At 47.6% G+C, this 6,941-nt stretch carries 8 protein-coding genes and 1 pseudogene; 5 read left to right on the top strand and 4 right to left on the bottom strand.

The window, feature by feature from the left end; all coding sequences use genetic code 11:
• Positions 1-127, bottom strand: a pseudogene (locus ACTHTQ_RS08450) (IS481 family transposase); the annotation flags it as partial.
• A gap of 149 nt (positions 128-276) precedes the next feature.
• On the opposite strand from ACTHTQ_RS08450, the gene coaBC reads away from it, so the two are divergent.
• On the top strand, positions 277-1,455 hold the full coding sequence (gene coaBC, locus ACTHTQ_RS08445; RefSeq protein ID WP_070631895.1) for a bifunctional phosphopantothenoylcysteine decarboxylase/phosphopantothenate--cysteine ligase CoaBC: 1,179 nt from the start codon (positions 277-279) through the stop codon (positions 1,453-1,455).
• Between the two features lie 57 nt (positions 1,456-1,512).
• On the opposite strand, the gene era is transcribed toward coaBC, so the two are convergent.
• Positions 1,513-2,442, bottom strand: coding sequence for a GTPase Era (gene era, locus ACTHTQ_RS08440; RefSeq protein WP_440363642.1), 930 nt, complete (start codon positions 2,440-2,442; stop codon positions 1,513-1,515).
• A gap of 64 nt (positions 2,443-2,506) precedes the next feature.
• Positions 2,507-3,226 (bottom strand): ribonuclease III, encoded by a 720-nt coding sequence (rnc, locus tag ACTHTQ_RS08435; protein WP_003683027.1) that lies wholly within the window; start codon positions 3,224-3,226, stop codon positions 2,507-2,509.
• Positions 3,227-3,483: 257 nt separating this feature from the next.
• Between rnc and ACTHTQ_RS08430 the strand changes: the two genes are divergently transcribed.
• The 3 genes from ACTHTQ_RS08430 (at position 3,484) to nusB (ending at position 4,930) form a co-directional block, all read left to right on the top strand.
• Positions 3,484-3,807: a DUF2185 domain-containing protein gene (locus ACTHTQ_RS08430; protein ID WP_003748560.1), complete on the top strand. Its 324-nt coding sequence runs from the start codon at positions 3,484-3,486 to the stop codon at positions 3,805-3,807.
• 93 nt (positions 3,808-3,900) lie between these two features.
• Positions 3,901-4,380 carry a 6,7-dimethyl-8-ribityllumazine synthase gene (gene ribH, locus ACTHTQ_RS08425; RefSeq protein ID WP_003683012.1) on the top strand — a complete coding sequence of 160 codons (480 nt, stop codon included), beginning with the start codon at positions 3,901-3,903 and terminating at the stop codon, positions 4,378-4,380.
• A gap of 121 nt (positions 4,381-4,501) precedes the next feature.
• Positions 4,502-4,930, top strand: a complete 429-nt coding sequence (gene nusB, locus ACTHTQ_RS08420) for a transcription antitermination factor NusB (protein ID WP_003748564.1) — start codon at positions 4,502-4,504, stop codon at positions 4,928-4,930.
• Positions 4,931-5,047: 117 nt separating this feature from the next.
• On the opposite strand, the gene ACTHTQ_RS08415 is transcribed toward nusB, so the two are convergent.
• Positions 5,048-5,470 (bottom strand): type IV pilin protein, encoded by a 423-nt coding sequence (locus ACTHTQ_RS08415; RefSeq protein ID WP_003683020.1) that lies wholly within the window; start codon positions 5,468-5,470, stop codon positions 5,048-5,050.
• Between the two features lie 289 nt (positions 5,471-5,759).
• On the opposite strand from ACTHTQ_RS08415, the gene ACTHTQ_RS08410 reads away from it, so the two are divergent.
• Positions 5,760-6,941 carry an efflux RND transporter periplasmic adaptor subunit gene (locus ACTHTQ_RS08410; RefSeq protein ID WP_250599783.1) on the top strand — a complete coding sequence of 394 codons (1,182 nt, stop codon included), beginning with the start codon at positions 5,760-5,762 and terminating at the stop codon, positions 6,939-6,941.

The raw sequence follows: 6,941 nt of genomic DNA, 5'->3' as shown, positions 1-6,941 counted from the left end.
AAATGGTGACGCGGCTGACTTGGTAGCGGCGTGCCAGGGAGGTGACGCTTTCCTTCCCCTGCGTGTAGGCCAGCCAAATGGCTTGGCGGTGGTGAGGGGTGAGACGGGTGTTTTTGTGCATGTTCATGTTTCAGTATTCTCTTGGAAATACTGTAAACAACGCTACTAGTTTCTACAGAATGGTAATGCGATTAAAGCAAAACTGGCCAGAATCAACATCGAACAAATATAATTTGATTTGATTCCTATATATCTCATTTAATGAACTCGTTATTTATGAGCAAACACATTCTCCTCGGCATTACCGGCGGTATTGCGGCGTATAAATCTTGTGAACTGGTCAGGCTGCTGAAAAAGCAAGGACATTCTGTATCAGTAGTGATGACGGATTCTGCGACAGAATTTGTCTCCTCACTGACTTTCCAAGCTTTAACTGGCAACCCTGTTTTATCGGATACCTATTCAGGTGCTTCCAATAATGGCATGGCGCACATCAATCTGACGCGTGAAGCTGACGCATTTCTTATTGCGCCAGCCACTGCCAATACGATTGCCAAAATTGCCAACGGATTAGCTGATAATCTACTGACCAACTTGGTGGCAGCTAGAAAATGTCCTTTGGCCGTTGCACCTGCAATGAATGTCGAAATGTGGAATAACCCTGCCAACCTGCGCAATATTGAGCAACTGGTTTCAGACGGCATTACCGTGTTTTACCCAAACAGTGGCGAACAGGCTTGCGGTGAAACAGGTACAGGTAGAATGGTCGAAGCGGTCGATCTGGCAGATTTGCTAGAAGATTTATGGACACCCAAGCTACTGAGCGGCAAAAAAGTTCTGATTACAGCCGGCGCAACGTTTGAAGCCATTGATCCTGTCCGCGGCATTACCAATATTTCCAGCGGACAAATGGGCATGGCTTTAGCGCGTGCGTGCCGTGCTGCCGGAGCGAAAGTCACGCTGATTTACGGTCAAATTCAGACGGCCTTGCCAGCAGGCTTGGCTCATTCCGAACAAGCTGTCAGCGCAGAAGCCATGTATCAGGCAGTTCACCGCCATATCCATGAACAAGATATCTTTATTTCCGTTGCAGCCGTTGCAGACTACAAAGTCAAAAACAGTAGCAACGAGAAACTGAAGAAAAACGGTAATCAGCCCCCGGTTATCGAACTGACGGAAAATCCAGATATTCTCGCATCCGTTGCCGCCCTGCCTTCTCCACCATTCTGCGTTGGCTTTGCTGCCGAAAGCCATCAGGTTTTGAAATTTGCACGGGCAAAACGTTTGCGCAAAAACGTACCGATGCTGGTAGCCAACCAAGTTTCCGTTTCCATGGGTAAGCCAACCAATCAAATCACCATTATTGATGACCTTGCCGAAACTTCATTTCCGGAAACATCCAAACGCCAAGCAGCGGATGAAATCGTCAAACGCCTGGCTGAATTGTTGACTTAATCAAACAAAAGGCCGTCTGAAAGTTTTTCAGACGGCCTTTTGTTCAAACACATCAAATTACAAACCCAATTCGCGCAGAAAACGAATATCATCTGCCCAACCGGATTTTACTTTCACCCAAATCTTCAAAAAAACTTTGGTATCAAACAATTTTTCCATATCAAGGCGGGCTTCAGTAGAAATTTTCTTCAATTTCTCCCCACCCTTGCCAATCAAAATCGCCTTTTGGCTGTCTTTATCGACCAACACAGCGATATAAATGCGGAACAGTCCGCTTTCCTCTTCCTCAAACTGCTCCACTTCAACATTCATCGCATACGGCAGCTCTTCGCCCAAATAGCGGAACAGTTTTTCACGCACAATTTCCATCGCCAGGAATCGGCTGGATTTGTCCGTGACCATATCTTCCGGATACATCGGGATACTTTCCGGCAGATAAGGCTTGAGCAGTTCCAACAGATTGGCAATACGCAGGCCATGTTTCGCGCTGACTGCCTCGCTGGCGGCAAATTCAAACTCTTGGCGCACTTCATTGATAAACGCCTCAAGCGCAAATTTGTCTTTGGCTTTGTCTTTATCAATTTTATTGACCACCAATACCACAGGCGTATGCTTAGGCAACTGCTTCAGTACCACGCGGTCGGCATCGGTAAAGCGCATGGCTTCCACCACAAAAACCACTACGTCCACGCCGCTCAACGCTTCGGTTACGTTTTGATTAAGTCGGTCATTCAAAGCATTGCGGTGATTGGTTTGAAAACCCGGCGTATCGACAAACACAAATTGCGCCGTGTCGTCGGTGTAAATACCGGTTACACGGTTGCGCGTGGTTTGTGCTTTTTTACTGGTAATACTAATTTTCTGACCGATTAAATGATTTATTAGCGTGGATTTGCCGACATTCGGACGACCCACAATGGCTACAAAGCCGCAACGATAATCCGTCGGGTGTTGCGACTCGTTCTGCAAAAAGGTTTCAATATCCATTTATATATGACTTTCTTGATTGTTTCAGACGGCCTTTGCATTTTCTCAAAGGCCGTCTGAAATATTATTTTTTAGCTTTTTTCAAAGGGAACTTCTGTTCCAACCACTCCAAGGCTTCACATGCCGCTTTTTGCTCGGCTACTTTCCGACTGCTGCCGCGTGCGTTACAGATGAAACCGAGTTCGCCCAAATCACAGGAAATCACAAACATCGCATCAGCCGTTTGCTCCGCCTGCTCTTCGATTCGGTATTTCGGCAGGGCAAAGCGACGTGCCTGCAAGGCTTCCTGCAAAGCGGTTTTACTGTCTTTCTTGCCGATATTCAAATCCGCACGTTTCACGCGTTCCGCAAACAAATGGCGAACCACTTTTTCCGCCGCAGAAAAATCAGCATCAAAACTGACCGCCGCAAACATCGCCTCCATCGCGTCGGCCAAAATCGAAGGCCGTCTGAAACCGCCGCTCTTCAACTCGCCGGCCCCTAGATACAAACCGTCGCCGACATTCATTTCCAACGCAATTTCAGCCAACACGCCTTCATTTACCAAAGCCGCACGCATCCGCGACAACTCGCCTTCCGACAATTTCGGAAACGCGTCAAACAACATCCGCGCCACGGAATAGTTCAAAATCGAATCGCCGACAAATTCAAAACGCTCATTGTGTTTGGCATTGTAGCTGCGGTGGGTCAAAGCCTGCTGAAGCAGCTCCATATTGCGGAACTCATAGCCCAGACGCTTTTGAATCGCTCGATGCGCCTGCTGTTTGAGCAAATCAGGTTTCATTCCATACTTTCAAAAAAACAGCCGGAAAGCACGCCTCATCCGCAGTGAAACAAAATAAAAAGGCTACAACACCGGCAACTTTTTTATTTTGGCTCATTGTTTCTTGCGTCCCTCAAGCCGATAAACAATCAAAAGCCGTCATGTTCAAACCTGACGGCACTTGCCGACATTGTACCATCAAACCGCCCCTGCACACATCCGTGCGGAAAAGCGGCGAATCGTGTAAAATCATGCCAAATCATCTCTTTGTCAACTCCATGAACAAATTTGCCCAAGCATTGGCCGCAGCGCTCGACCGCTGCATCGTCACCAACACCGTCGCCGAACAAGGCGAGCCCGTCGGCTTCCTCTACCGCGAAGCCCCCGTATTTGAAAATGACAGCGGCTGGCGTATTTTCAGCGGCGACGAAACCGACGAATACACCGACAATCCCGACAACTTCAGCATTGTCAGTCTCTCCGCCATTACCGCAGACAATCCCGACATTGCGCCCCTGCTGACTCAGGCAGAAGGCAGCGCGTGGGAATTGAACGAAGACGGCGAGTTCCAAGCCGTTGCCGATTGGCAGCCGCAAGAATAGCCCATCCCCATTTCGTTTCAGACGGCATTCCCTATAACAAGGCCGTCTGAAACCGAGCCGAATCCCTATTTCACATATATTGAAGGAATCATCATGAACATTATCGAACCACGCCTCGATGGCACCAACTTGCGCATCGGCATCGTTCAAGCCCGTTTTACCAACGAAATCGGCAGCGAAATGGTCAAAGTTTGCTGCCGCACCTTAAAAGAATTGGGCGTATCCGAAGACAACATCACGCTTGCCACCGTTCCCGGCGCACTTGAAGTGCCTATCGCGCTGATGAACCTTGCTTCATCCGAACAATTCGATGCCCTGATTGCCATCGGCGTTGTCATTCGTGGCGAAACCTACCACTTTGAATTGGTATCCAATGAGTCCGGCGCAGGTGTCAGCCGCGTTGCCCTTGACTACAACATCCCTATCGCCAACGCCATTCTGACGACTGAAAACGACGAACAAGCCATTGCGCGTATCGAAGAAAAAGCCTCCGATGCTGCCAAAGTTGCCGTAGAATGTGCCAACTTGGTCAACCATCTTTTGTCAGAACAATACGAAGACGACGAAGAATAAGTTTCTCTCCGTATTGAATACCGCATATTTTCAGACGGCCTCTCAATCATGACATTGAGGCCGTCTGAATCATTCAATATTCAGCCGACAACCCTCGGCACTCTCTTCACAAGGAATACCCATGAAAAGCCCACGCCGCCGCGCACGCGAGCTTGCCGTACAAGCTATTTATCAAGCAGGCATCAACAAAACAGCCGCTCCCGAAATTGCCAAAAACATCCACGAACTGTCCCAATCGTCCAATATGGATGAAGAGCTGTTCAACAAACTGTTTTTCGGCGCACAAACCCATGCCGAAGAATACATGGAAAAAATCAGCCCCCTGCTCGACCGCGACGAGAAAGACCTCAGCCCTATCGAACGCGCCGTTTTGCTGGTTGCCTGCCATGAATTGAGCACCATGCCTGAAACCCCCTATCCTGTCATCATCAACGAAGCCATCGAAGTTACCAAAACTTTCGGCGGCACCGATGGCCATAAATTCGTCAACGGCATCCTCGACCAACTGGCTTCCCGCATCCGACCTGACGAACCGCGCCGCAAAGGCTAAGATTGACTTCGCATCGGGTCGGGATTACTGATCTTTGCCCTGTTTAAGCTAATGTACTTATACAGCCAAACCATTAAAAAGGCCGTCTGAAATTCAGACGGCCTTTTATATCTCGATTTATTCTGATTTTGGCATTTCATAACCGGGACAGTTTTGCTTGTCGCTGTTTGCCCAGATGATACCGCTGTCGTTGTAATAAACGGTACAGGTTTCATTAGCGTTGGTTTCTTTATTGGGTTCAGCCTTCAAAATATAACCTGAATCGGAAGGATTAGGCATAGAAGCCGTACCCTCGGAAAAACTAATATCGAAATATTGATTCTGCTGTAAATTTCCAGCAGGAAACCCTACAAATGTACTTTTTTGAGTGTAGTAGCGTTCCAGCTGTTGAGCGTTATGAAGCATCTGCGTGCGGACGGCGGCAAGGCGCGTTTGGCGGATGTAGTTTTGATAAGACGGATACGCGATGGTAGCAAGAATGGCTGCAATCACAACGACTATCAGCAGCTCGATAAGCGTGAAGCCTTGTTGGTGTTTCATTGTATTTATGTCGTAAATAATTAGAATAAGACGTGAATATTATAGTAGTTTTCTTGCGGCTTAAATGTTCAGATTCGGAGGGAGTTTGGGAATTTATGTAAATGAGGTGCAAGTTCTGAAAAATGTTTACTACCCTTTATTTTTTATTTCAATAAGTTAAACTTCAATTTGAGCCGACCATCTCTTGGTCAGCCTTGGTCTTTACAGTAAAATCCAGTTGTTTTTTTGTTTCTATCAATACATTTGTTGCTTGTCTGCGACGTTATTTTATTGAATTGGTTCCTTTTATATGTCTAAAGTTTTCAAGTGGGCGGCCGGTACGGCTGTTGTAGTAGCAGCGGCTTTCGGTGGCTGGTCTTTGATGAAGCCTGAGCCTCAGTCTTCTTTTATTACAGAAGTAGTCAAACGCGGCGATATCCGTCAAACCGTGTCGGCAACCGGCGAAATCTCGCCTTCCAATTTGGTATCCGTGGGTGCGGAAGCTTCAGGTCAGATTAAAAAACTGTATGTGAAACTGGGCCAACAAGTGAAAAAAGGCGATCTGATTGCAGAAATCGACTCAACCAATCAGATCAATACCTTAAATACCGAAAAATCCAAACTGGAAACCTATCAGGCAAAATTGGTTTCTGCCGAAATCGCGCTTTCCAGTGCGGAGAAAAAATATAAACGCGAACTTGCATTATGGAAAGAGCAGGCAACTTCCAAAGAAGACTTGGAATCTGCACAAGACTCTTTAGCCGCAGCCAAAGCCAATGTCGCCGAACTGAAGGCCGCCATCAAACAATCAAAAATCTCCATCAATACAGCCGAATCCGAACTAGGCCACACGCGGATTACCGCCACCATGGACGGCACTGTAGTCGCCATTCCTGTTGAAGAAGGCCAATCCGTCAATGCGGCGCAATCTACGCCGACCATTATTCAACTGGCCAACTTGGAAACCATGTTAAACAAAATGCAGATTGCCGAGGGCGACATCACGAAAGTCAAAGCCGGTCAGGATATTTCGTTCACCATTCTGTCCGAACCGGACACCCCGATTAAAGCAAAATTAGACAGCGTCGACCCCGGCCTGACCACCATGTCTTTGGGCAACTACACCAGCAGCACGGACACGACTTCCAATGCGATTTACTACTATGCCCGTGCACTGGTGCCAAATCCCGAAGGCAAACTTTCTATCGGTATGACCACTCAAAACACGATCGAAATCAACGGCGTGAAGAATGTCTTACTGGTACCGACACTGACCGTGAAAAAGCATAACGGCAAATCATTTGTCAGCGTTTTGGGTACAGACAATAAAGCTGTTGAGCGTGAAGTGACTGTCGGCTTGAAAGACAGCATGAATACCGAAATCAAAAGCGGCTTGAAAGAAGGCGAAAAAGTGATCATTTCTGAAATGAGCGCAGATGAAAAGAATAAGAGCAGCGAACGCGCGATGATGGGTGGCGGCCCTCCTCGCTGA

Origin of the sequence: Neisseria sp. P0020.S003 (assembly GCF_051957095.1) — a bacterium.
Lineage (GTDB): Bacteria > Pseudomonadota > Gammaproteobacteria > Burkholderiales > Neisseriaceae > Neisseria > Neisseria subflava.
This window is presented reverse-complemented; position numbering and strand designations above follow the sequence as displayed.

Excerpts from the sequence above, each read along its gene's own strand:
- nusB (WP_003748564.1), top strand. The coding sequence starts at position 4,502 with ATGAAAAGCCCACGCCGCCGCGCACGCGAGCTTGCCGTACAAGCTATT.
- coaBC (WP_070631895.1), top strand. The coding sequence starts at position 277 with ATGAGCAAACACATTCTCCTCGGCATTACCGGCGGTATTGCGGCGTAT.
- ACTHTQ_RS08415 (WP_003683020.1), bottom strand. The coding sequence starts at position 5,470 with ATGAAACACCAACAAGGCTTCACGCTTATCGAGCTGCTGATAGTCGTT.
- era (WP_440363642.1), bottom strand. The coding sequence starts at position 2,442 with ATGGATATTGAAACCTTTTTGCAGAACGAGTCGCAACACCCGACGGAT.
- ACTHTQ_RS08410 (WP_250599783.1), top strand. The coding sequence starts at position 5,760 with ATGTCTAAAGTTTTCAAGTGGGCGGCCGGTACGGCTGTTGTAGTAGCA.
- ACTHTQ_RS08430 (WP_003748560.1), top strand. The coding sequence starts at position 3,484 with ATGAACAAATTTGCCCAAGCATTGGCCGCAGCGCTCGACCGCTGCATC.
- ribH (WP_003683012.1), top strand. The coding sequence starts at position 3,901 with ATGAACATTATCGAACCACGCCTCGATGGCACCAACTTGCGCATCGGC.
- rnc (WP_003683027.1), bottom strand. The coding sequence starts at position 3,226 with ATGAAACCTGATTTGCTCAAACAGCAGGCGCATCGAGCGATTCAAAAG.